This window comes from Exiguobacterium sp. s140, assembly GCF_018617035.1.
GTDB lineage: Bacteria > Bacillota > Bacilli > Exiguobacteriales > Exiguobacteriaceae > Exiguobacterium > Exiguobacterium profundum.
This window is the reverse complement of the sequence record NZ_JACSJK010000001.1, coordinates 1,428,081-1,450,251: the sequence shown is the minus strand read 5'-3', so window position 1 is coordinate 1,450,251 and position 22,171 is coordinate 1,428,081. Positions and strand designations below refer to the sequence as shown.

Below are 22,171 nucleotides of genomic sequence, written 5' to 3'. Positions count from 1 at the left end.
ATGAAAAAACAAAAACGAATCAATTTGGCGATCTCGTATGTCATCTTGACGCTTGCGTCGATCATCATTCTCTATCCGATGCTTTGGGTTGTCGGTACATCGTTCAACCCGGGGCGTACGATTACGTCAACGATTATTCCGTCGAACCCGACGTTTATTCACTACAAAAACTTGTTTGACCTAACGATTTCGGATTATAGTTTATGGTATGTGAACACGTTGAAAATCGCTTTCATCACGATGGCACTCTCTGTCGTCTTGGTGACGATTACCGGATACGTCTTCTCACGTTACCGCTTCGTCGGACGGAAGAACTCGCTCGTCTTGTTCCTCGTCCTTCAGATGGTGCCACAGTTCGTTGCGATCATCGCGATTTATGTATTGCTCAACATGCTCAACCTTCTTGACACACATACAGCGCTCATCTTGCTCTATGCGGGTGGTGCGATTCCGATGAACACGTACTTGGCGAAAGGGTACTTCGACACGATTCCGAAAGAACTTGACGAAGCAGCCCGCATGGATGGTGCCGGTCACCTCCGAATCTTCTGGCAAATCATCTTGCCGCTCGCGAAGCCGATTGTCGCAACGATTGCTCTCTTTAACTTCATGGGACCATTCAACGACTTTATCTTGGCATCGCTCGTCCTTCGTTCACCAGAGAAACAAACGTTGGCAGTTGGCCTTTACAACATGATTTCGAAACAGTTCGATAATAACTTCACGTTATTCGCGGCAGGTGCGGTTCTTTCGGCCCTTCCAATCGTTATCTTGTTCTTCATGTTCCAACGCTACTTCGTTTCTGGCCTCACAGCGGGTGGTACGAAAGGATAATACTCGTAAAAGGAGGAAGCGATATGAGGCGAGGCGTCGTGCTCGTGCTCCTGTCGCTTCTTTTGTTTCCGACCGTCGTCGGGGCAAAGGAAGCCGCTACTTGGGAACAAGAACGCATGTACTTTATTATGGTCGACCGATTTGTTGACGGGAATCCGGACAACAATGAACAGGTGGACAAAGATGATCCGAAAGCGTTTCACGGAGGCGATATCCGTGGGGTCATCGAGAAGCTCGATTATATCGAATCACTCGGCTTCACATCGATTTGGTTGACACCCGTTTTTGAAAATATGCCGGACGGCTATCACGGGTATTGGATTAAAGATTTTTATAACATCGACCCACAGTTTGGGACGAAAGAGGATTTACAGGAACTCGTTCAGGAAGCGCACAAGCGCGACATGAAAGTCATTCTCGACTTCGTCGTCAACCATGTCGGTCCGAACCACCCGTGGGTTAAAGAAAAGCCGGAATGGTTCCATGAACAGTTACCGATTGTATTTTGGAAAGACCAGGAGCAAGTCGAGACGCACTGGTTGTTCGACTTACCTGACTTCAAAACAGAGGATCCGGAAGTCAAATCGTATTTGATTGACGCGGCGAAGTACTGGATCGAAGAGACAGACATCGACGGCTATCGCCTCGATACGGTTCGTCACGTCGATAAAGCGTTCTGGAAAGACTTTGTCGAAGGTGTGCGGTCGGTCGACCCAGACTTTTACTTACTCGCCGAAGTGTTCGACCCAGACCCGCAATACGTCGCGCAATATGACGATCTCGGGTTCAACAGCATCACAAACTTTACGTTTTATGACCGGGTGTCGAAAACGATGACGCAACAGCAAGCGAACGTCGATGAGATTGACGTTGCCGCAAGCTATGCCGAAACGTTCTTCAACGACCCGAACCAGATGGCGACGTTCCTCGATAATCACGATGTCGAACGCTTCATGCATATGGCGGAACTCGGCGGTGTGGAATCAGCGGAACGACGATTACGCCTCGGGTTGTTCGCGCTTTATGCGTCACCTGGTATGCCGATCGTCTTCCAAGGAACAGAAAATGCGCAGACCGGTGGAACCGACCCGGCGAACCGTGTCATGACGGAATTCCCGGGAAATGAAGAGTTGCACGAATACGTCGCGACGATGAACCGCATGCGGGAAGAATATCCGGTCTTTGCGACAGGAGAGCAGCGCATGATCGCCTCAGAAGACGGGATGGCCGTCTTCGAACGGAAAGACGGAGATGACGTCGCGCTCTATGCGATCAACATGAATCGTGACGATCGGGAGATTGAGATTGATGTCAGTGAAATCGGGGAAGATACGAGACTTCGTGGTCTTTTATTCTCACAACTGGTCACAGATCAGCGCGGAACGTTTACAATTGAACTGTCTGGTGAAAGTGCGAACGCTTACATCGTTGAGGAATCTTCGGTCAATCCGTGGATGATGGGCTTGCTCGTCGTTACGATTCCGATTTTCTTGACTGGTTTGGTCATGTGGAAGCGCCGCAAATAAAGACATGAAACGCCGCAAGGCACGAATCGAACTCACGGAAGCAGGGGGAACACCATGCAAATCACAATCAAAGATGTGGCGAAGCACGCGAACGTCGCGCCGTCGACAGTCTCTCGCGTCATCGCCAACAGCCCAAGAATCAGTCAAAAGACAAAAGAACGGGTTAGAAGTTCCATGGAAGAGCTCGGGTATCATCCGAACATTCATGCGAGAAGTCTCGCTAACCGCTCGACGCAGTCGATTGGTCTCGTCATGCCGAGCGCGGCAACAAAGACGCTTCAAAACCCGTTCTTCCCGGAAGTGCTACGAGGAATTAGCACGAAGGCGCACCAGAATGGATACTCGCTTTATATGACGACCGGCGTGACAGAAGAAGAAGTTTTGTCCGGTGTGATCGAGATGGTACAAGGACGCCGTGTCGACGGTGTCATCGTTCTTTATTCACGTGAAGACGACCAAGTCGTCCAATACTTACGTCAAACGAAGTTTCCGTTCGTCGTGGTCGGTAAGCCGTTCGGGGACGCTTCTTCCATCACTTACGTCGATACGGACAACTATTTGGCTGGTCGTGAAGTGACGAAACACCTTTATAACTTAGGTCATCGTCGCATCGCCTTCATCGGGGGATCGGATAAACTCGCCGTCACACAAGATCGTCGGAACGGGTACGCGACGGCCCTCATGGAAGCAGGCATCCCGGTATGCGAAGATTACATCGCCCGGGCTGAATTCATGACGAAGGGCGGCGCGAAGGCCGTGCGTGAACTGTTACAAAATGAGGAACCACCGACAGCCGTCGTTGTCAGTGACGATATGATGGCACTCGGCGTCATCAGCACATTAAGCGAGATGGGGCTCAAAATCCCAGAGGACGTCGCGGTCGTCAGTTTCAATAACGTGTATATCGCGGAACACTCGAACCCGCCACTCACGTCGGTCGAAATTAACATCTTCGGTCTCGGTTTCGAGGCGACGAACTGTTTGATCGAACAAATCAGTGATAACGCTCCACCTTATGGGAAACGCGTCATCGTTCCGCACTATTTAGTCGTTCGACAATCATGTGGTCAGAAAAAGAAAACAGAAGTCGTCGATTAAACGAAATTCTTCCGCATCCTGTGGAAGAATTTTTTTGTACAAAAATTAGACGCATACAATAGTAGAATAATCAATCGGTCAAAAGTCATAATATTACATAAAGATTACAAATGTGAAAACAGTGCTTGAAAAGAAAGCGTGGGGGAACATTCACATTACCGGTTCAAATAGCAGATTGTTGTGAATCTGCCAAACCAACAACCAAAAAATAAAAAATTTGAAAGGGAGATACAATCATGGATAACAAACGTTATGTAGGTACTTACTATCAGGAGTCAGAGCTTGTTTCAAAAATTGATGAGCTTCGTGCTCAAGGGCATCGCGAAGATGATTTATACGTAGTAGTGAAAGATAAATCGAACCTTTCAATGGTTCAAGGTTCAACGGATGCAGAAGTAAAAGAAACGAAAGCGTCATGGCTTGATCGCTTTTTCGGAGTAGCAGACGAAGGAGATGAAGTTCGTCACACTTTTGATAAACTCGGTTTTTCAGAAGAAGAGACAGCGCGCTACCATCAAGACATCGAGAACGGTGGCATGGTTCTCTTGTTAGATACGAATGACGGCGTGTTCGATAATGGTCGTAACGATACGTTCGAGGGCGGTCGCACATCAGCAGGTTATGGTTCAGAAGGGAATGAGGCAGGTAACACGACTGCTCATAACCTTGGCACAACTGGGGCTGGGATTGGCGCTAACCGTTTAAATGATATGGACGAAGACATCCGTAACCGTACGGACTTGACGGACGAACAGAAACTCGAGTTGCACGAAGAGCGTCTCCTTGTGAACAAGGAACGTGTGCAAACCGGTGAAGTTCGCGTCGATAAAGATGTCGTCGAACGTGAAGAACGCGTGGACGTTGAAGTAGAGCGCGACGAAGTGTATGTTGAACGCCGCCGCGTCGACGGAGACCGTGAAGCGACAGGACATTCTTATGATGCGACGACAGAACGTGATGAGATTCGCGTTCCAGTCACGGAAGAACGTGTCAATGTGACGAAAAAAGATGTCGTGGCCGAAGAAATTGTCGTAGGCAAAGAAAAAGTCAAAGATACGGAAGAGGTACGTGAGACGTTGCGTAAAGAAGAAGCGCATATCGAAGGGGATGATGACCTTCGTCACCGCGATCATGATCACACGCGTCGCGATGAGCGTGACCGCCTCTAATCGATTGACCAGTATCTCGACAAGGATGGCTCTCTCTAAGGGACCATCTTTTTTTTCGCCAATTGTCACCATAGGAGGACGAAAGCTATGAAACATGCGATTATCTCAGAAGTATTTGATCAGCCGGAAACGCTGCTCAATCGAACGGTCGATTTGAAACGAGAAGGTTACGCCGAAGAGGACATGTACGTCCTCGTCAAACGAGCTGACGTCGCGGACGTGGTTCGACGCCAGTCGAAGTTATATGTGCTCGTCACCGACGAACCGGGTACGGTCGCCTCACTCGTCACATCGAGCGAGCGACCGATTGAACGCTGGATCGGCAGCATGCGGCTCACGAAGGAGCAACAGGATCGCTTCACGCAGGAAATCGAGCAGGGACGACTCTTCTTGTACGTCGATGCCGACCGTGGCGACCAATCGTTTAAGGTCGACCGTCCAAAAATGAAATTAGAACCGGAGACGGAAGAACAGACGCTTGCCTTGCACGAGGAGCGCTTGACCGTCGAGAAACAAGCAGTACAAACGGGTGAAGTCGTCATCAATCGCTACATCATAGAAACCAATCAAGAGATAGAGGTTCCGGTCTTAAGAGAACAAGTTCATGTAGAGAGGAAAGCCGGTTCAGAGGATGTGCTCGAGGACTACGACTTTAATCGGTCGGGATTTCGTACGATTGACGAAGGGGATCATCTCCGAATTCAAGTCATCGAAGAACGGGCGTTCGTCGTGAAGCGACCTGTCGTCGTCGAAGAAATTGTTGTTCGGAAGCGTGTGACGGAAGAGATTGAGACATTGACCGAAACGCTCCGTAAAGAAGAACTCAAAGTGAGGGAAGTCGGGCAAGCCGATGTGACCATTGATAACCAGACAACCCAAAAGGATGAGGAACGATGAACAAAAGTCGATTTGTAGGCACTTATCAGAATGAGGCGGCTCTCGTCGCTAAAATCAACCAATTGACCGAACGAGGCTATGAGGAGCGCGATTTATATGTCGTCGCGCGAGACAAAGATGACATCTCGCTCGTCAAACGTAAGACCGATGCGAAAGTGGAAGAAGCGAGCGCGAACTGGATGCAAAAGTTCGCAGGTGTGACCGAAGGCGAACAGGAAGTGAAGCGGGTATTGCTTGACCTCGGTTTTGCTGACGACGACGTCAACCGCGCTTATGGCGATATTTTGAACGGAGGCTACGCTTTGATTCTCGATGAACCGGACACAGGATTCAATGACGGGAACACTCTGGCGTTCGAAGGGCACGAAGCGAATGGGGCGTTTGGTGATAATCCGGAAAATGAACAGAAAGATTGATTGAAACCGTCTCGATGAGAGGCGGTTTTTTTGATTGTAAAATGTGATGAAAAAAAGAAATAAAAAGTTTTATGCAAACGATTGCATTCTCGTTTCAGTTGTGTAAAATGAAAGGTGAGATTAAATACAGCGCTTTCATAGACAAACGGTTGCATAAACTAGTTGTCCGACGAAGGTAGCCTTGTAGAGAAAAAGGAGTGGCAGACAGATGAAACGATTGTTTGCAGTCGATGAATGGAAAGTAACAGAGGAAGGTCTTCACCCGAAAGAGAACCGCCTTGCAGAATCCATCACATCGCTCGGGAACGGGCATATGGGGATGCGAGGAAACTTTGAGGAAGATTACTCGAATGATACGCACCAAGGATTCTACGTGGCGGGCGTCTACTACCCGGACAAAACACGTGTCGGTTGGTGGAAGAACGGATACCCTGAATACTTTGCCAAAGTGTTGAATGCGACAAACGTCATCGGTCTCCGCGTGGTCATCAATGGGACACCGGTCGACTTGGCGAAATGGGAAGTGAAAGATTTCACCCGTGAGCTCGACATGCAGCGTGGTGTCCTCACACGGACGTTCACCTTGATGAACGGGACAGAAGAGACGAAAGTGGAAGTCGTCCGCTTCTTCTCAATCGTGGATAAAGAAGTCTTGGCCATTCGTTACAACGTCACACCTGTCAACTACGAAGCAAAAATTGAGTTCACGCCATATTTAGATGGCGATGTCGTCAACGAAGACTCGAACTACGATGAGAAGTTCTGGCTTCCGGTCGACCGTGGTGTGGAAGAACGTTTCGCTTTCGTTACGACGAAGACGAAGAAACTCGACTGGCATGTCACGGCATCGATGATCGCGGACGTAGAAGGTGCTCGTTGTGAAGTGCTTGAAGCGACAGATTTGTTCGTTGCCAACAAGTTCACGGTCAACGTAGCTGCTGGTGAGACAGCGACAGCCTACAAATATGTGTCGGTCGTCACGAACCGCGACCACGAGATTGAAGCATTGCAGTCAGCTGGGATGACACGTGTCGAAGCGGCGTTCGAAAAAGGATTTGAGACACTTCTCGCTGAACAGACGGAAGCATGGCTCGCACGCTGGGAAGATGCGGATGTTCGTATCGATGGAGACATCGAAGCTCAACAAGGAATCCGTTTCAACATCTTCAACATGTATCAAACATATACAGGTGAAGACTCACGTCTTAACATCGGTCCAAAAGGATTCACAGGTGAGAAGTACGGCGGTGCGACGTATTGGGATACTGAAGCCTACTGCCTGCACTTCTATTTGGCGACAGCCAAACCAGAAGTCTCATGGAACTTGCTCAAGTACCGTCACAACCAATTGCCACAGGCGAAAGAGAATGCTGTGAAGAATGTCGGTATGGAAGGTGCGCTTTATCCGATGGTCACAATGAACGGGGAAGAGTGTCACAACGAGTGGGAAATCACGCATGAAGAGATTCACCGTAACGGTGCGATTGCCCATGCGATCTTCAACTACACGAACTTCACAGGCGACAAGTCGTACCTTGGACAATACGGATTGGAAGTATTGGTCGAGATCTCGCGTTACTGGGCTAGCCGCGTCAACTTTGTCCCGCACAAAGACGTGTATATGATCCTAGGCGTCACAGGTCCGAACGAATATGACAACAACGTCAACAACAACTGGTATACGAACTTGATCGCCGCATGGACGCTCGAATATACGCAAGAAGTGTACAACTACTTGAAAGAGGCAGAACCTGCACGTCTCGAAGAGCTCGTATCGACACTCGGCATCACGGATGCTGAACTTGCGAAGTGGGCAGACATCCAAACGAAGATGTACTATCCAAAAGATGATCTCGTTCCAGATGTGTTCATGCAACAGGACGGATTCATGGATAAAGAGCAGATTTTGGTGAAAGACCTCGATCCGAAACATCTTCCACTCAACCAAAACTGGTCATGGGATCGCATCCTTCGCTCGAACTTTATCAAACAAGCTGACGTCCTCCAAGGACTCTATACGTTCGGTGACCGCTTCACGGTCGAACAGAAACGTGCAAACTTTGACTTCTACGAGCCACGCACGGTTCACGAATCGAGCTTGTCACCATGTGTCTACTCGATCATTGCGGCAGAAGTCGGTTATGAAGACAAAGCGGTCGAATTGTACCAACGTTCGGCGCGCCTTGACCTCGACAACTATAACAATGACACGGAAGACGGATTACACATCACGTCGATGGTCGGTTCGTGGATGTCCATCGTTCATGGATTCGCCGGAATGCGCATTCAAGAGGATAACCTCTCGTTCAGCCCGATGATTCCGAAAGATTGGAACGGTTACTCGTTCAACATGCTCTGGCGCGGCCATCACTTGACGGTCACATCATCACGTGAACAAGTGACAATCAAGCAAACAAGTGGTACAGATGTGACCATCCATGTATATGGAAATGCAGTGACAGTTCCTGCAAACGAGTCGATTACAATTGAAACAGTGAAAGCGTGACCAATCGTTTCATACGAACAAGCCGACCTCGGTCGGCTTGTTTTTGTGTGAAAAACTTATCGGATTTCCTGCATATTTGCTGTATGCAGCATGAATAATCTATGTTATCTTGATTCTTAGCTATTTTGAGAAAGGGGAGTTGAAGCTTGACGGAAGCCGTTAAAGAACATACACGAATCGGGGTTGTCTCGATCATCGGAGGATTGTTCGTTGCCTTATCCATGACATTATTTTTAATTCCAGCTGGCGTCTATTCGACAGGATTTACGGGTCTTGCCCAAATCTTGACGAAATTGTTAGAGGGTACACCGCTTGAACTAGGGGAAGGACTCTGGTTCTTTATTCTGAACGCACCACTGCTCGTCGTCAGTTATTTTATGCTCGGGCGGAACATGATGATCCATACGCTGGTCAGTGTCGCCTCGGTCACGTTGTTCATTCGTTTGCTTCCGCAATCGCAGCTTCTCTCGGACGATCCGCTCTTGAACGCCGTATTCGGCGGTGTGCTTTTGGCAATCGGTTCGGGCATCACGATCCGGTACGGAGCCTCGACAGGTGGCTTTGACATCGTCGCATTGATTCTCGCGAAATTCACGAACAACTCGGTCGGGGTCTATCTCTTCTTGATGAACATGATGATCGCCCTCGCAGCAGGTGCCTTGTTCGGATGGCCGACAGCGCTTTATACGATCGTCTTCTTGTATGTGACGTCAAAAGTCATCGATGAGATTTACACGAATACACAGCGTCAAACGCTCTTCATCGTGACGAATCACCCGGACGAGGTGACAAAGGAACTACATCAACACGTGTTCCGCGGGATCACGCTCATGCCGGCAATCGGGACGTACTCGAAAGTCGAGAAGGCGACGCTCATGATGGTTGCGCAACGACACGAAGTGCGTGAGATTACGCGAATCTGTAAAGATGCAGACCCATCGGTTTGGATCAATATCTTGCCGACAGAGGACGTCGAAGGGACGTTCCGTCGCTAAACATGAATGAATCACAAAAAGCACCGACTTTTCTAAGTCGGTGCTTTCGTTATGCCTTAATGCCAAGTCGCTCTTCTAAGAAGAGGGCAATCCCGTCATCCATATTTGAAGCCGTCACTTCGTTGGCTACATTCTTCAATTGGTCGATGGCGTTCCCCATCGCGACACCGGTACCGACATAGTCGAGCATCTCGAGGTCGTTCTCTTCGTCACCGAAGGCGATAATGTGCTTCCGGTCAATGTTCAAGTGCTTCGAGACCTCTTGAAGCCCAAGTGCCTTCGATGTGTTTTTGCTCATGACTTCAATCATATGTTCGGGCATACGCCACTGACGGTTCAATACCGCCTCCGCATGAATGTCATCGAGTTGGGAGCGGACGTGCGCGACGTGATCTTTTGTCGCATGAATCAATAAGGACGTCGGCTCGTCCTGCAAATGCGTCAACAAGTTACCTGATGTGACGCTGAGCGCACGTTCTGCATATGGACTATAGAACTCTTGCGGGTCCTTTTGGAAGTACACGTGGTCCGTCACTTCGACAACGATATTGTGTGCCTTCGTATCCGCTACTTCTTCAATGATGTTATGGGCGGTCTTGAGCGGAATCGGTCGGTGTGTCACCGCATAATTCGCATCTTTCGGGTGATGTACGAGCGCACCGTTGAAGTTGACGAGTGGTGTCGTCAATCCCATTTGCTCATAGTACATGATTGAATGGCGCTTTGGACGTCCTGTGGCGATCATGACTTCATGACCAGCTTCACGCGCTGCTTGAAGAGCGCGGAGGTTTCGTTCGCTGATGGTTTTATCATCTCTTAATAACGTTCCATCTAAATCGACTGCGATTAAATAACGTGACATCAGTCATCCTCTTTTCTTCACAATGATGTTTCTACGACCGTATCACATTTTTCGATTCGACGGAAAGAATATACAATCGAAGTCGCATATTCTATTCGAACAATGCTATACTAATGTCGTATGAATTTTTACGAATCATCTGTGAGATGGAGGGGACGTTCAATGCGTTATTTAGTGACATTGATCTGGGCGATTGTGCTCTCGAATACAGCGGTATTTATCATTTCTGCCGTTGATGGCGTAGAGTTCAACGCGATGCTCGCGACAGGATTTGGCGTGGCCATCACAATCTTCGTTGCACTTCTCGATGTCTTGAATCAAGACATGGGAATCAGCGACGTTGCACAAGAGAAGTAAGCCGTCTACAATCAAACTGACTCGTGCATGAGTCAGTCTTTTTTCTTTATCCAACATAGAGGAGGATCATGCATATGAAAAACCCTGAAAAACGCGCGAACTTTATCACGTTCGCCATCATCGGTGCGATTATCGTTATCGGAATCGGTTTGTTGTACTTTTTAAATGGAAACAATACTGACGATGGTGTCAACGCCGTCACAGCAGATGAATTGCAACAACAATTAGACCAAGATGGTGAAGTCGTCGCTTACTTCTGGCAAACGGGCTGCGAATACTGTGAGCAAGTGAAGCCTTATGTCGAACCCCTCATCGAAGAATATGATGCGGTCTCCATCAACTTGGCTGACCATAACGTATGGACGACGTATGGGATTGAAGGTACGCCGACTATCATCCGATTTGAAGATGGAAAAGAGGTCGGTCGCATTGAAGGAGCGGTCTCTGAACAACAATATGAGACGTTCTTTAAAAATGAGGAGGCCAAAGAGGAATGAAGCGTCGTTTCTACCAAACGTTATTTGAGCTGAACGCCTCGCCTTGGATCGCCACACGCCTCAAGCGTTTCGCAGAATCAGATGTGAGTCGTCACTTGATTCCATCGTTTGCAAAAGTATATGACATTGCGGTAGAAGAGGCAGAGCAACCGCTTGCTGCCTATCCATCATTGCATGCGTTCTTTACCCGTCACTTGAAGCCTGGAGCACGTACGATTGATGAGTCGTCTGATACTCTCGTATCACCGTGTGATGGAAAGCTATCGGTCATCGAATCGATTTCAGAAGACAGTCGTTTCGAGGTGAAAGGTCAGTCGTATACGCTTGCGGAGTTACTCGGTTCTCAACAAGAAGCAAGACGTTATGCAGGTGGGACAGTCGTCGTTCTCTACCTCAGTCCGCGCGATTATCACCGCGTCCACACACCGCTCTCTGGTCGTGTGCTCAGTCACTATGAGCTCGGGGACCGTTCGGCACCGGTGAATGAAATCGGACTGACGGAGACGGTTCGACCGCTCTCACGCAACTACCGTCGCGTGACGCGCTTTGACAGCCCAGCCGGAACGTACGAACATATCATGGTCGGTGCCTTGAACGTCAACACGATTGAGTGGACGCTCGAAGGAAACCAGGCGGGCAAAGGAGAAGAGGTGGGATACTTCTCGTTCGGTTCGACCGTCGTTCTTTGTTTTGAGAAGGATACGATTCAAATGGACCGTGAAAAGATCGGTCCGGTTCGACTCGGTGAAGTCATCGGGACAATCAAATCCAACTAATTTTGTGTCAATTTTCTTCCGACCGAACGATAGACTAGTCGTTTGGTCGGTTTTCGTTTACCATAGAAGGGATATCAATACTTGTATAAGTAGTTGAATCGTTTAGCTAATTGGAGGAATTTTACGTGTTTAATCGACTTTATCCGAAACAGTTCGTCGCGTCTGTGTTTGACATCGACCTACAAGAATTGAAAGACCGTGGGGTGCGCGTCATTTTGACGGACCTTGATAATACACTCGTGGCGTGGGACGTCCCACATGCGCCAGAGCTTTTATTGATGTGGCTTGAAAAAGTGAAATCATACGGTTTCGATGTGATTGTCGTATCAAATAATAACGAGAATCGTGTACGAACATTTACGGAGCCGCTCGGCCTTCATTATGTCGCTCGTGCTAGAAAACCATTACCATCTGGATTTAAAGCGGCACTCTCGAAATATGGGTACTCGCCGAAGGAAGCCATCTTCTTAGGGGACCAGCTGTTCACAGACGTTCTCGGGGCAAACATGGCGGGCATTCATGTCATTCATGTGCAACCGGTCGTCAAAACGGACGGACTCGTCACGAAATTTAACCGGATGCTCGAAAAAGTGGTCTTCGCCCATATGAAGCGTCGTGGGAAGTATGTATTGATCACGAAAAAAGTGGAAGAACTTGCCGTTGACGCACAACGGGCAAAAGTCGCGGTCGCTGAAAAAATCGGTGAGGCCATGCATCCACGTTCCGAAGATTCACATAAAAAAGATGAATAAGACCTCGAACGCACAGGAAGAAGGAGGCTGCCCATGTACGGCGAGCAAGGCGTCGGAATTAACGCTTCAGGAGTAGCAGCGAGGTGCTACGGTGAATGAAGAAGGGGAAACCTGAACGGCAGTAAGTATAACTATGGAAGAAACAAAACGATATTGCGCTGGGTGCGGCGTAGCCATCCAAACGGAAGACCCGAACGGGGTCGGCTATGCACCGAAATCGGCACTTGACCGTGAGATTGTCATTTGCCAACGTTGCTTCAAATTGAAGCACTATAACCAAGTTCAAGATGTGGAGTTATCAGATGATGACTTCTTGCGCATCTTGAATGGTATCAGTTCAAAAGAAGCACTCGTCATAAAAATCGTCGACATTTTCGACTTCAATGGCAGTTGGCTTCCGGGTCTTCAACGCTCAGTCGGGTCGAATCCGGTATTGTTAGTCGGAAACAAGGTCGACTTGTTACCGAAGTCGGTCAACCCGAACCGGATGGCGAACTGGATGAAGGCAGAGGCAAAAGAACTCGGCTTGAACCCAATCGACGTTCATTTGATCAGTGCGAAAAAAGGACATGGCATCGATGAACTCGCTGAAAAGATTGAGTACTACCGCAAAGGCAAAGACGTCTTTGTCGTCGGTTGTACGAATGTCGGGAAGTCGACACTCATCAACCAGGTGATCAAACGTTTCGGTGAAGAGGATGAAGCCATCATCACCGTCAGTCATTTCCCGGGAACGACGCTTGACTTGATCGACATTCCGCTCGACGATGATGCGAACTTGTACGACACACCAGGAATCATCAACCGTCATCAAATGGCACACTATGTCGATGCGAAAGATTTGAAGACGATCACACCGAAGAAAGAAATCAAGCCGCACGTGTTCCAGTTGAATCCGCAACAGACGCTCTATTTCGGCGGATTGGCACGTTTAGATTATCTTGAAGGAAATAAGCGATCGTTCGTCATTTATATGTCGAATGAATTGAAAGCACACCGTACGAAACTCGAACGTGCCGATGAGCTCTATGACCAACATATTGGGAAGATGCTCAACCCGCCGAATGAGAAGACACTCGAAATCTTACCGCCACTCGTCCGTCATGAGTTCAGCTTACGAGACGGCGTGAAAACGGATATCGTGTTCAGTGGTCTCGGTTGGGTCGCGATTCACGGAAAAGGTGGTCGTATCGCAGCATGGGCTCCAAAAGGCGTCGCAGTCACACTTCGCGAGGCGCTCGTATGAATCTGGCCGTCATCGGTCACCCGATTGCTCATTCGCTCTCTCCCCAACTGCACGAGCAGTGGTTGAGGGCGTCTGGGCTTTTCGGGCGTTATGAGGCCATCGATGCCACACCAGATCAACTCCCAGCCTTATTTGCGGCAATGCGAGAAGGGGACTGGGATGGATTCAATGTCACGATTCCCTATAAAGAGGTGGTCGTTCGGTATCTCGATGACCTTGACGAAGCGGCGAAACATGCTGGAGCCGTCAATACGGTGTATAAACGAGACGGGCGACTTATCGGGACGAATACGGACGGGGCAGGTCTTGTCCAAGCGCTGATGCCATACACAGACTTTACAGGGCGTGTCCTGATTGTCGGTGCCGGAGGAGCGGCTCGTGGGATTGTCCAAGCTCTCCCGACGCGTGACGTGACGATTGTCAATCGAACAATGGAACGGGCAAAAGCGCTCGCCGACACGTTCGGAGTCGTCTACACGACGTTCGATGAGATGGACGTCTCTCGATATGATGTCATCATTCAGACCACTTCTGTCGGGATGGACGAGAGATCGACACCACTTTCATTAGAAGGATTACGACAAAACACGGTCATTTGTGATATCATATATCGTCCACTTGTCACCCCGATGCTTCAAGAAGCGAAACGTCGCGGAGCCAAAGTTGTGACAGGTGTAGCCATGTTCGTCGGGCAGGGCGCGCTCTCGTTCGAGAAATGGACGGGCGTGAAACCGGACGAAACCGTTGGGAAAAAGTTAATCGAAGGATTATTGGAGGAATAATATACTATGTTATCAGGTAAACAAAAACGCTTTTTACGCGCAGAAGCGCACCATCTTTCACCGATCTATCAAGTTGGGAAAAATGGAGTCAGCGAAGCGATGTGTAAAGATATCGCGGACGCACTCGAAAAACGTGAATTGATTAAGGTCCAAGTACTTCAAAACTGCATGGACACGCCGAAAGATGTCGCTGGCGAGTTAGCTGAAGGCACACAGGCTGAAGTCGTTCAAGTGATTGGAAAAGTCATCGTCTTGTACAAAGAGGCGACCGAGAAAGAAAATCGCCAAATCAAACTCCCATGAGCCGGATCGGCTTGATGGGCGGAACGTTCGACCCGCCGCATCTCGGACATCTGTTAATCGCGGAACAAGCGCGTGAACAGCTTGAACTTGATGAGGTGTGGTTCCTGCCGGCTGCGATTCCACCTCATAAGGTCGGGTTCAGCTCGGCAGACCACCGAATCGAGATGACGCGACGCGCCATACAAAATCAGTCCGACTTCAAGTTGAACTTGATTGAGTTTGAACGGAGTGAGCCGTCTTATACGGTCGAGACGATGAAACGGCTGATCGAACAGTATCCGAATGATGAATTCTACTTTTTGATTGGTGCCGATTCACTCGTTTCGCTCGAATCCTGGTATGACTATGAGACGCTCATCCGTCTTGTCACGTTCGGTGCGGTCGCACGGCCGGGGACACGTTATTTGATTCCGGAGAAGGCAGACGTCCGCGCGATTGACATGCCGCAACTCGAAATCTCATCGACGGACATCCGGGAACGGGCGAAACGAGGCAAATCCATCAAATATCTTGTCCCGACGCCAGTCGAGGAGTATGTGAAGGAGCATAAGTTGTATGACGTTTGAAGAAGCGCACGAGTTGATTAAACAGACGCTGCCAGAAAAACGCTATATCCATACGCTCGGTGTCGTCGAGACGGCGGAACGCATGGCGGTTCAATTCGGTGAAGAGGTCGAACATGCTCGTATTGCTGCGATGCTTCATGATTATGCGAAGTACTTTGACGTCGAAGAAATGCGTCGAGTCGTCGTGGAAGAAGGGTTAGACCCGAATCTACTTGAGTACGGGGACGAACTACTTCATGCGCCGGTCGGTGCGATTCTACTTTCCCGTCAATACGACCTGGATGACGCGGTGCTCTCGGCGATTCGAAATCATACGACGGGAGAGCCCGGGATGTCTCGGCTCGACCAAATTCTATTCGTGGCTGATGCCATCGAACCGAATCGCAATTATCCAGGGGTTGATCGCCTGCGAATAGAGGCAGCGCATTCGCTCGAAGGGGCGGTTGTCGCGACACTGAAACAAACGATTGAATTTTTATTGAAGAAGTCGGTGCGTATTTTTCCACTGACGATTGAAACGTATAACGATTTTGTGAATATACCTTAGGAGGGTCAATATGACTGCAAGAGAAGAATTAGAATTGATTGTTAAAGCGGCTGACGATAAACGTGCCGAGGAAATCGTTGTACTCGACATGGAAGGGATTTCGCCAATCGCGGATTACTTCGTTATCTGTCACGGGAACTCGGAGAAGCAAGTCGAAGCGATCGCACGTGAAATCAAAGACGTTGCTGGCGAAAACGGCTTACCACTCCACAAGTTCGAAGGAATGGACACGGCACGTTGGGTCCTCGCTGACCTCGAGAACGTCGTCGTCCACATCTTCCATCGTGATGACCGTGATTACTACAACCTAGAGAAATTGTGGGCTGACGCGCCACACGTCGAAGTGGAAGTCGGCTAATGGCTTACGAAGGATTCGCCTATGTATACGACGAGTTGATGAAAGACGCGCCGTATGATGAGTGGGTCGCTTTCGTGCGTCGTCACGTCCAAGATGGCGCGACACTCGCGGATGTCGGGTGCGGGACCGGGTCGGCGACGATTCGCCTCGCTGAACATTACGATGTCATGGGGATCGACTTATCCGAGTCAATGCTCGAAGTCGCACAAGAAAAGGCGCTCGAGGTCGAAATCGAGTTGCCGCTTTGGGAACAAGATATGCGTGAGTTGGAGTTACCGGAACCGGTCGATGCGGTGACGATTCTCTGCGACTCCCTTTGCTATTTGCGAGACGAGGCGGACGTGATTGATACGTTTGAATCTGTCTACAATCAACTCAAACCAGGCGGCTTGTTCATCTTTGATGTCCATGCTCCGAACAAGATGCAGACGCTCTTCAACCAAAAGACGTATGCGTCAAACGGAGAAGATTGCTCATATATTTGGTTTGCCGACCCGGGAGAAGCTCCGCTGTCGGTCGTTCATGACTTAACATTCTTCGTCGCGCTTGAAGATGGGACGTATGAACGGATCGAGGAGACGCATGAACAACGGACATATGAACCAGGGCAGTATATGCAATGGTTGATTGGTGCCGGATTCCACGTCAAATCGGTCACATCAGATTTCACCGAACGTGCACCAGGAGCGGATGCGGAGCGCATCTTCTTCGTAGCCCAAAAATAAGGAAGACCTCATCGTAGATTAGCGATGGGGTCTTCATCTATATCAGGAGTTTAATGCCCGATTTATAAATTCAGCTTTAGCTTCAGTATATTTTTCTCTGTCCTCACGAAATTCAGTTGCTAATTGCTTTTTTAGAAGCCCGTACTCCTTCGCGAGTAAAGGAGATTCCCGTAACTTGTCTCGAAATTCAATCTGTTCTTCCCACCGTTTTTCTGTGCCTTTCATGAGATGCAAATGAGCAACTCGTTTATCATTTTTCACTTTCACAAAAAATCTGCGCCAGGGCTTTCCATCCAATTCTGGTGGTACATAGTGCCAACCGTATGCGGTTAAAGTATCAACAATCGCATTCATCATGTCAAACGATTCGATACGAATCATCACATCTATAATTGGTTTTGCAGGTAGACCGGGAACCGCTGTACTACCTATATGTTCTGCTCCTTTAATATCAAACTTTGAAAGTAAGTCGGACAACTCTCTTGTTTCACGTAGACCTTGAGCTTTCCATTGCACATTGGCATCTTCTATTTCGATTGCTTCATATGCCCAAATAGGAATATTTAATTGTTCAGGATTCTCTTCTTTCATTAGTTTAGTTCATCTCCTTGAAAGTATTCTCTGTGGGGAAGCTAATCTTGAAAAGAATAAAAGACCTCATCATAAGAGAATGTGAATAAGATCTTTTGGATGATCATGCTTCGTGGCTGAACTGCCACTGGACGCCGAACTGGTCTTCGAGCATGCCGTACGCCTTGCTCCAAAACGTCTCTTGAAGCGGCATCAAGACACGTCCGTTCACAGAGAGCGCCTCGAACTCACGATGGATGGCCTCGAGGTCGTCTGTGACGACAGCGAGCGTGACATTGTCCCCGAATGTGACCGGTCCGTCAGGCATCGCATCAGAAAACATGAGCGATGAGCCGTGAATCGATAGTCGGGTATGCAGCACGAGATTAGCCATTTCACTCGGCACCGGTTGACCGTCTGGACCAGGTTGGTCACCGAACGTCATGATGTCTGGAGCGGCGTGATTGAACACATCGGCATAGAAGTTCACGGCGTCTCGACAATTCCCATTAAAGTTGAGATACGGATTGATCGGCATAGCAAGTTCCTCCTCGAATTCATAATATTAATTATAGAACGTATGTTCGTGAATGGCAAGAGAGTCCAACTAAATTCAATTGTGTGGTTGAACATGATTGAGAGTTGGGAATAGAGCATATAGAGAACAAACTAGAAAGAAGGCGAAGCATTATGAAGCTCACGAAAGGACGTATCCTCGAATTTGGATTCGTCTTGTTCATGGCAATCATACTCGTCACATCTATCATTGAAGAATTATGGTTCGATGCGAGTGTGGCGGGGGCCGGAATCATTTCCGGGCTCATCCCGTTCTTCATTGAAAAGACGTTTAAAACAGAACTTGACGGCAAGATGAAGGTGGCGTATATCCTGTTCTTGTTTGCCTCCCAGTATTTAGGCTCGATTGTCGGACTATACGGGAATGGTTGGTGGGACACGTTCCTTCATCTCTTAAGCGGAATTTTTCTCGCATTCCTTGGATTCGACTTCTTCAGTAGGCTCGATGATGACATTTGGACCGAGATCCCGAAACGATTTTTGTTCGTATACATTGTCGTCTTTTCCATGGCTGGGGCGGCACTTTGGGAAATGTATGAATTCACATCTGACGTCGTCCTGAACACGACGATGCAAGGGAACGGGAATGACGATACGATGGTCGACATCATCGCGGGGTCCCTAGGCGGTATCTTGGCAGCATTTTTCGTCGTGACGCTCCATCAACGTGAAAAAGCCAAACAAAAGAGACATATGAAAAAAAGTTCGTGATTCACGAGCTTTTTATTTGTAATCATTCTAATCTTTAATTAATATCAAGATTGTAATGATTATAAATAATGGGAGGCAATCATATGGATCAACACCGTCAACTAACTACTAACCAAGGCGTACCAATCGGGGATAACGCCAACTCCATCACTGCGGGTCGTCGGGGCCCGACGCTTCTCGAAGACTACCAACTAATTGAGAAATTAGCGCATTTCGATCGTGAACGAGTACCAGAACGTGTCGTTCACGCGAGAGGCGCAGGGGCGCATGGTGTCTTCACTGTAAAAAATAGTATGAAACGCTATACGAAAGCCGCATTCTTGCAAGAAGAAGGGCAAGAGACGCCTGTGTTTGCGCGCTTCTCGACCGTCATCCACGGATTAGGTTCACCTGAGACGCTTCGTGACCCACGCGGTTTCGCCGTCAAGTTTTACACAGAAGAAGGGAACTATGATTTCGTCGGAAACAACTTACCGGTCTTCTTCATCCGTGACGCGATTAAATTCCCGGACGTGATTCACTCGCTCAAGCCGGACCCACAAACGAACCTTCAAGACCCGGACCGCTTCTTCGACTTCATGTCGCTCACACCTGAATCAACGAACATGCTCGTGCATCTCTTTAGTGACGAAGGCATTCCGGCATCGTATCGCCACATGCGCGGGTCATCCGTCCATTCCTTCAAGTGGGTGAATGAATTCGGCAACACGGTGTACATAAAGATGCGCTGGGTACCGAAGCAAGGAATTCAAAACTTGTCGATGGAAGAAGCGGCGAAAATCCAAGCAGAAGACTTCAACCATGCGACACGTGATCTGTTCAACGCCATTGAAAATGGAGACTATCCGGAATGGGATCTATATGTACAGATTCTCGACCCAGCGGATATGGACAACTTTGACTTCGACCCGCTCGATGCGACGAAAGATTGGTTCGAAGATGTCATCCCGTATCAATTGGTCGGAACGATGACCCTCAACAAAAATGTCGACAACTTCTTCGCCGAGACTGAGTCTGTCGGTTTCAACCCAGGCGTCCTCGTACCAGGGATCCAGCCGTCAGAAGACAAGATGCTCCAAGGACGACTCTTCTCGTATTCGGATACGCAGCGTTACCGCATCGGACCGAACTATCTCCAACTCCCAATCAACTGCCCATTCGCTCAAGTCGCGAACAACCAGCGTGACGGGGCGATGCCGTTCAAGCAACAGACGAGTCCGGTCAACTACGAGCCGAACCGTTACGAAGACGCGCCGAAGCCAAATGCGGACTATATCGAGACGCCGCAACCGATCACAGGCGTGACGGGTCGTCAGAAGATTGAGAAGACGAACGACTTCGGACAAGCCGGAGAGGTGTATCGTCGCTATTCTCAGGAAGAGAAGGATGCGCTCGTTCGTAACCTCGTGGCGCATATCAAAAAAGTTCGTCACGAGAAGACCGTTCTCCTCTTGATCTGCAACTTCTATCGTGCGGACCGTGAACTCGGAGAGCGTCTCTCGAAAGAGTTGAACATCGATCTCGCACCATTTTTGAATCAAATGTCGAACTAAACACGTAACCGCGGTCTTACACCGCGGTTTTTTGTATGATGAAAGGAAATATCAAAGTGAACACAAAAAAGCCCATGGCGACAATCATCTGTAGAATGCAGTTACCATAAACACATTCAGCCAAATGACTAGCCATGAGCTACACTTATTTGTATTTAGCGTCTTGTGAACTACTCACCACTTATTTGCTTCGCAAATTGAAGTGGGAGCTTCTTGGGAAGACCGTGCTCTTACCAGCCACGGTTATGGACCAAGCTCGTCGGGCAGTCCCTGCCCTGAATGGTTGTCAGTCGGCCAACATCAACAGGTTGATGCTCGCGTTGATGTCACGGTCATGATGCGCGCCACAGGCACACGTCCATTCACGGACATCCATCGCTTTCTTCTCGCCCTTTACTCCGCAAGTGGAACAGATTTGCGTCGATGCGAACCATTGGTCGGCCTTGATGAGCGTCCGTCCGTAGAACTTGCATTTGTATTCGAGTTGCCGGACGAACTCGTGCCAACTGACATCCCCGATGGACTTCGCGACCTTGTGGTTCTTCATCATGTCCTTCGATGTCAATGTCTCCACGACGATGACTTGGTTCTCGTCAACGATTCGTTTCGACAGTTTGTGAAGGAAATCTTTGCGTTGGTTGGCAATCTTTTCGTGTTTTTTAGCTAAAAGTAATTTGGCTTTTTCACGATTCTTGCTCCCAATCTTCTTTCGCGACAGCGCCCGCTGTGCCTTCTTGACCTTCGCTTCGGATTGTCGGAGAAAGCGAGGGTTGTCGATCTTCTCCGAGACCATCGCATCGTTCGTCATGACGGCGAAGTGTTTTAGACCGAGATCGATCCCGACCTTGTTCTCGGCTGGGATCCATGGTTCATCGTCCTGTTCGACGAGCAGGGAGACAAAGAACTTGCCTGTCTTGGTCATCGACACCGTCGCCGACCGGATGACGCCCTCGAACGGACGATGTTGGGTGAACCGCACGAACCCGGCCTTCGGCAACCGAACCTTGCCCGCCTCGATGCGGATCGTGCCATGTTGGTTGTTCGTCATGTAGGAAGCGCGCGACCGCCGTCTCGATTTGAAGGCCGGGAAGCCGCCCGTCCCGGCGAAGAACTTCGCGAACGCGGTGTCGAGGTTCAGCTTCGCGTTCGCGAGCGCGAGGCTGTCCGCCTCGGCGAGGAACGGGAACAGGGGCTTGTAGGATGCGGGTGTCGCCGGTTTCCGTCTCGTCCCGTCCCCCGCCTTCGCCTCCTCGCGGATGGCGATGCGGTCCTCGAGCAGCTTGTTGTAGATGAACCGGGCGCAGCCAATCGTCTTGATGAGGAACTCGGCCTGTGCCGGCGTCGGGTGGAGCCTGTATTTGTAGCCTTTCAGCATGTCCGTCCCTCCTCCCTCCAGCAGATCGTGATGTATCTTCCTCATCCGATACCCGCGAAGGGGGATGGAAAATCTGACGGAATCACGAACTTTTGTTCGTCCTATCTGTCACAAGGGGAAAAGATGTTTGGACCGGACGATTCATCTCCCACCTACGCTGGGCTACGCCCCGAG

At 49.2% G+C, this 22,171-nt stretch carries 25 protein-coding genes; 21 read left to right on the top strand and 4 right to left on the bottom strand.

From position 1 onward, the window contains the following. From KNO61_RS07515 to KNO61_RS07480, 8 genes are all read left to right on the top strand, one after another. Positions 1 to 834 (top strand): sugar ABC transporter permease, encoded by an 834-nt coding sequence (locus tag KNO61_RS07515; protein WP_015880984.1) that lies wholly within the window; start codon positions 1 to 3, stop codon positions 832 to 834. Positions 835 to 857: 23 nt separating this feature from the next. After that, positions 858 to 2,360, top strand: coding sequence for an alpha-amylase family glycosyl hydrolase (locus tag KNO61_RS07510; RefSeq protein WP_214689326.1), 1,503 nt, complete (start codon positions 858 to 860; stop codon positions 2,358 to 2,360). 54 nt (positions 2,361 to 2,414) lie between these two features. After that, entirely contained in the window at positions 2,415 to 3,458 is a 1,044-nt protein-coding gene (locus KNO61_RS07505; RefSeq protein WP_078146452.1) for a LacI family DNA-binding transcriptional regulator, read from the top strand. 236 nt (positions 3,459 to 3,694) lie between these two features. After that, a complete protein-coding gene (locus tag KNO61_RS07500; RefSeq protein ID WP_078146453.1) occupies positions 3,695 to 4,627 on the top strand; it encodes a YsnF/AvaK domain-containing protein in 933 nt (310 codons plus the stop codon). Positions 4,628 to 4,714: 87 nt separating this feature from the next. Then, a complete protein-coding gene (locus KNO61_RS07495; RefSeq protein ID WP_214758421.1) occupies positions 4,715 to 5,524 on the top strand; it encodes a YsnF/AvaK domain-containing protein in 810 nt (269 codons plus the stop codon). Further along, the gene (locus KNO61_RS07490; protein ID WP_078146455.1) at positions 5,521 to 5,940 is read left to right on the top strand and encodes a YflT domain-containing protein; all 420 of its coding nucleotides are present in this window, start codon (positions 5,521 to 5,523) and stop codon (positions 5,938 to 5,940) included. Before KNO61_RS07495 ends, KNO61_RS07490 begins: the two co-directional genes overlap by 4 nt. A gap of 208 nt (positions 5,941 to 6,148) precedes the next feature. Further along, the gene (locus tag KNO61_RS07485) at positions 6,149 to 8,446 is read left to right on the top strand and encodes a glycoside hydrolase family 65 protein (protein ID WP_078146456.1); all 2,298 of its coding nucleotides are present in this window, start codon (positions 6,149 to 6,151) and stop codon (positions 8,444 to 8,446) included. Between the two features lie 146 nt (positions 8,447 to 8,592). Then, positions 8,593 to 9,441: a YitT family protein gene (locus KNO61_RS07480; protein ID WP_031421243.1), complete on the top strand. Its 849-nt coding sequence runs from the start codon at positions 8,593 to 8,595 to the stop codon at positions 9,439 to 9,441. A 49-nt stretch (positions 9,442 to 9,490) separates the two neighbouring features. Here KNO61_RS07480 and KNO61_RS07475 read toward each other — a convergent pair whose 3' ends face one another. After that, the gene (locus KNO61_RS07475; protein ID WP_078146457.1) at positions 9,491 to 10,303 is read right to left on the bottom strand and encodes a Cof-type HAD-IIB family hydrolase; all 813 of its coding nucleotides are present in this window, start codon (positions 10,301 to 10,303) and stop codon (positions 9,491 to 9,493) included. Between the two features lie 162 nt (positions 10,304 to 10,465). Between KNO61_RS07475 and KNO61_RS07470 the strand changes: the two genes are divergently transcribed. From KNO61_RS07470 to KNO61_RS07420, 11 genes are all read left to right on the top strand, one after another. Then, the gene (locus KNO61_RS07470; RefSeq protein WP_074032676.1) at positions 10,466 to 10,660 is read left to right on the top strand and encodes a YjzD family protein; all 195 of its coding nucleotides are present in this window, start codon (positions 10,466 to 10,468) and stop codon (positions 10,658 to 10,660) included. A 74-nt stretch (positions 10,661 to 10,734) separates the two neighbouring features. After that, a complete protein-coding gene (locus tag KNO61_RS07465; RefSeq protein WP_031421245.1) occupies positions 10,735 to 11,157 on the top strand; it encodes a thioredoxin family protein in 423 nt (140 codons plus the stop codon). Continuing rightward, a complete protein-coding gene (locus KNO61_RS07460; protein ID WP_078146458.1) occupies positions 11,154 to 11,933 on the top strand; it encodes a phosphatidylserine decarboxylase in 780 nt (259 codons plus the stop codon). Before KNO61_RS07465 ends, KNO61_RS07460 begins: the two co-directional genes overlap by 4 nt. Positions 11,934 to 12,058: 125 nt before the next feature. Then, positions 12,059 to 12,685 carry a YqeG family HAD IIIA-type phosphatase gene (locus tag KNO61_RS07455; RefSeq protein WP_015880994.1) on the top strand — a complete coding sequence of 209 codons (627 nt, stop codon included), beginning with the start codon at positions 12,059 to 12,061 and terminating at the stop codon, positions 12,683 to 12,685. 133 nt (positions 12,686 to 12,818) lie between these two features. Then, positions 12,819 to 13,931: a ribosome biogenesis GTPase YqeH gene (gene yqeH / locus KNO61_RS07450; protein WP_015880995.1), complete on the top strand. Its 1,113-nt coding sequence runs from the start codon at positions 12,819 to 12,821 to the stop codon at positions 13,929 to 13,931. Beyond that, positions 13,928 to 14,713, top strand: a complete 786-nt coding sequence (gene aroE / locus KNO61_RS07445; protein ID WP_078146459.1) for a shikimate dehydrogenase — start codon at positions 13,928 to 13,930, stop codon at positions 14,711 to 14,713. Before yqeH ends, aroE begins: the two co-directional genes overlap by 4 nt. A 6-nt stretch (positions 14,714 to 14,719) precedes the next feature. Next, positions 14,720 to 15,016 (top strand): ribosome assembly RNA-binding protein YhbY, encoded by a 297-nt coding sequence (gene yhbY, locus KNO61_RS07440; protein WP_015880997.1) that lies wholly within the window; start codon positions 14,720 to 14,722, stop codon positions 15,014 to 15,016. Beyond that, on the top strand, positions 15,013 to 15,582 hold the full coding sequence (locus KNO61_RS07435) for a nicotinate-nucleotide adenylyltransferase (RefSeq protein ID WP_078146460.1): 570 nt from the start codon (positions 15,013 to 15,015) through the stop codon (positions 15,580 to 15,582). Before yhbY ends, KNO61_RS07435 begins: the two co-directional genes overlap by 4 nt. After that, positions 15,572 to 16,129, top strand: a complete 558-nt coding sequence (yqeK, locus tag KNO61_RS07430; protein ID WP_214685875.1) for a bis(5'-nucleosyl)-tetraphosphatase (symmetrical) YqeK — start codon at positions 15,572 to 15,574, stop codon at positions 16,127 to 16,129. Before KNO61_RS07435 ends, yqeK begins: the two co-directional genes overlap by 11 nt. 10 nt (positions 16,130 to 16,139) lie before the next feature. Continuing rightward, positions 16,140 to 16,487, top strand: a complete 348-nt coding sequence (rsfS, locus tag KNO61_RS07425; protein WP_015881000.1) for a ribosome silencing factor — start codon at positions 16,140 to 16,142, stop codon at positions 16,485 to 16,487. Further along, complete coding sequence (locus tag KNO61_RS07420; protein ID WP_078146462.1) at positions 16,487 to 17,212, top strand: class I SAM-dependent DNA methyltransferase; 726 nt, start codon at positions 16,487 to 16,489, stop codon at positions 17,210 to 17,212. Before rsfS ends, KNO61_RS07420 begins: the two co-directional genes overlap by 1 nt. Positions 17,213 to 17,254: 42 nt before the next feature. Here KNO61_RS07420 and KNO61_RS07415 read toward each other — a convergent pair whose 3' ends face one another. Together KNO61_RS07415 and KNO61_RS07410 are read right to left on the bottom strand one after the other, a co-directional pair. Then, positions 17,255 to 17,803 (bottom strand): GrpB family protein, encoded by a 549-nt coding sequence (locus tag KNO61_RS07415; RefSeq protein ID WP_074032686.1) that lies wholly within the window; start codon positions 17,801 to 17,803, stop codon positions 17,255 to 17,257. Positions 17,804 to 17,906: 103 nt separating this feature from the next. After that, complete coding sequence (locus KNO61_RS07410; protein WP_214685879.1) at positions 17,907 to 18,320, bottom strand: VOC family protein; 414 nt, start codon at positions 18,318 to 18,320, stop codon at positions 17,907 to 17,909. Positions 18,321 to 18,472: 152 nt separating this feature from the next. Between KNO61_RS07410 and KNO61_RS07405 the strand changes: the two genes are divergently transcribed. After that, entirely contained in the window at positions 18,473 to 19,069 is a 597-nt protein-coding gene (locus KNO61_RS07405; RefSeq protein ID WP_214758417.1) for a DUF2238 domain-containing protein, read from the top strand. An 83-nt stretch (positions 19,070 to 19,152) separates the two neighbouring features. Then, on the top strand, positions 19,153 to 20,622 hold the full coding sequence (locus KNO61_RS07400) for a catalase (RefSeq protein WP_078146466.1): 1,470 nt from the start codon (positions 19,153 to 19,155) through the stop codon (positions 20,620 to 20,622). Between the two features lie 286 nt (positions 20,623 to 20,908). Here KNO61_RS07400 and tnpB read toward each other — a convergent pair whose 3' ends face one another. After that, the gene (tnpB, locus tag KNO61_RS07395; protein WP_078146467.1) at positions 20,909 to 21,997 is read right to left on the bottom strand and encodes an IS200/IS605 family element RNA-guided endonuclease TnpB; all 1,089 of its coding nucleotides are present in this window, start codon (positions 21,995 to 21,997) and stop codon (positions 20,909 to 20,911) included. Between the last annotated feature and the right edge of the window lie 174 nt (positions 21,998 to 22,171).

Coding starts and splice junctions, on each gene's coding strand:
- KNO61_RS07515 (WP_015880984.1), top strand. CDS start 1: ATGAAAAAACAAAAACGAATCAATTTGGCGATCTCGTATGTCATCTTG.
- KNO61_RS07400 (WP_078146466.1), top strand. CDS start 19,153: ATGGATCAACACCGTCAACTAACTACTAACCAAGGCGTACCAATCGGG.
- KNO61_RS07490 (WP_078146455.1), top strand. CDS start 5,521: ATGAACAAAAGTCGATTTGTAGGCACTTATCAGAATGAGGCGGCTCTC.
- KNO61_RS07495 (WP_214758421.1), top strand. CDS start 4,715: ATGAAACATGCGATTATCTCAGAAGTATTTGATCAGCCGGAAACGCTG.
- aroE (WP_078146459.1), top strand. CDS start 13,928: ATGAATCTGGCCGTCATCGGTCACCCGATTGCTCATTCGCTCTCTCCC.
- tnpB (WP_078146467.1), bottom strand. CDS start 21,997: ATGCTGAAAGGCTACAAATACAGGCTCCACCCGACGCCGGCACAGGCC.
- KNO61_RS07485 (WP_078146456.1), top strand. CDS start 6,149: ATGAAACGATTGTTTGCAGTCGATGAATGGAAAGTAACAGAGGAAGGT.
- KNO61_RS07510 (WP_214689326.1), top strand. CDS start 858: ATGAGGCGAGGCGTCGTGCTCGTGCTCCTGTCGCTTCTTTTGTTTCCG.
- KNO61_RS07410 (WP_214685879.1), bottom strand. CDS start 18,320: ATGCCGATCAATCCGTATCTCAACTTTAATGGGAATTGTCGAGACGCC.
- KNO61_RS07500 (WP_078146453.1), top strand. CDS start 3,695: ATGGATAACAAACGTTATGTAGGTACTTACTATCAGGAGTCAGAGCTT.
- KNO61_RS07405 (WP_214758417.1), top strand. CDS start 18,473: ATGAAGCTCACGAAAGGACGTATCCTCGAATTTGGATTCGTCTTGTTC.
- KNO61_RS07415 (WP_074032686.1), bottom strand. CDS start 17,803: ATGAAAGAAGAGAATCCTGAACAATTAAATATTCCTATTTGGGCATAT.
- KNO61_RS07475 (WP_078146457.1), bottom strand. CDS start 10,303: ATGTCACGTTATTTAATCGCAGTCGATTTAGATGGAACGTTATTAAGA.
- KNO61_RS07420 (WP_078146462.1), top strand. CDS start 16,487: ATGGCTTACGAAGGATTCGCCTATGTATACGACGAGTTGATGAAAGAC.
- yqeH (WP_015880995.1), top strand. CDS start 12,819: ATGGAAGAAACAAAACGATATTGCGCTGGGTGCGGCGTAGCCATCCAA.
- KNO61_RS07505 (WP_078146452.1), top strand. CDS start 2,415: ATGCAAATCACAATCAAAGATGTGGCGAAGCACGCGAACGTCGCGCCG.
- KNO61_RS07470 (WP_074032676.1), top strand. CDS start 10,466: ATGCGTTATTTAGTGACATTGATCTGGGCGATTGTGCTCTCGAATACA.
- KNO61_RS07435 (WP_078146460.1), top strand. CDS start 15,013: ATGAGCCGGATCGGCTTGATGGGCGGAACGTTCGACCCGCCGCATCTC.
- KNO61_RS07460 (WP_078146458.1), top strand. CDS start 11,154: ATGAAGCGTCGTTTCTACCAAACGTTATTTGAGCTGAACGCCTCGCCT.
- rsfS (WP_015881000.1), top strand. CDS start 16,140: ATGACTGCAAGAGAAGAATTAGAATTGATTGTTAAAGCGGCTGACGAT.
- yhbY (WP_015880997.1), top strand. CDS start 14,720: ATGTTATCAGGTAAACAAAAACGCTTTTTACGCGCAGAAGCGCACCAT.
- yqeK (WP_214685875.1), top strand. CDS start 15,572: ATGACGTTTGAAGAAGCGCACGAGTTGATTAAACAGACGCTGCCAGAA.
- KNO61_RS07465 (WP_031421245.1), top strand. CDS start 10,735: ATGAAAAACCCTGAAAAACGCGCGAACTTTATCACGTTCGCCATCATC.